Raw genomic sequence first — 721 nt, 5'->3', positions numbered from 1 at the left:
AACCCGGGTTATCCACAGGTTCGTGGAAACCTTGAAAATTCGATACACAGCTGTGGACAACTTGGTGGATAACCTGTGGATCATTGCGGCGAACGTATTTGACCTCGCAGAAAATTCGCCGGGAAATAACAACAATTACGTTAAACAGTGGCTGATATCACGAGGCGTGTTTTGTTTGTACACATGTGTAATAGGCAAGACGGAATGGCAATGGTGAACAAGGAAGAGAATATGGGCGCGCAGACCATCTCTAACGTCATTTTTGAAAACCCCCGCCCAAGTGGGGTGCCCGACACGGTTGAGAACGCGAAAGCGACTCCCAACGAGGAAATGCCGTGGCACTCGCTTGGTCTTAAAGAAGATGAGTACAAGAAGATCGTTGAGCTACTCGGACGCCGCCCCACGATTGCGGAGCTTTCCATGTATTCGGTTATGTGGTCCGAACATTGCTCCTACAAGTCCTCAAAAAAGCATTTGAAAGAACAGTTCGGTTCTAAGACCACCGAGGAGATGGGTAAGAACCTCCTGGTCGGTATTGGCCAGAACGCCGGTGTTGTGGATGTTGGCGACGGTTGGGCTGTCACGTTCAAGGTTGAGTCGCACAACCACCCGTCTTACGTTGAGCCGTACGAAGGTGCGGCAACGGGCATTGGCGGCTGCGTTCGAGACATTATTTCGATGGGTGCTCGCCCGATTGCGGTTATGGACGGCCTGAACGTTG

1 protein-coding gene is annotated in these 721 nt (G+C 51.3%); it reads left to right on the top strand.

Annotation, left to right across the window (positions count from 1 at the left end):
* Positions 1 to 231: 231 nt before the first annotated feature.
* Positions 232 to 721 (top strand): AIR synthase related protein (locus HMPREF1627_RS00455; RefSeq protein WP_234305176.1); only part of this gene is annotated, 490 nt, incomplete at its 3' end.

This window comes from Actinomyces sp. S6-Spd3, assembly GCF_000758755.1.
Lineage (GTDB): Bacteria > Actinomycetota > Actinomycetes > Actinomycetales > Actinomycetaceae > Pauljensenia.
Note: the sequence above shows the minus strand (reverse complement) of the source record. Positions and strands in the feature narration are given on the sequence as shown.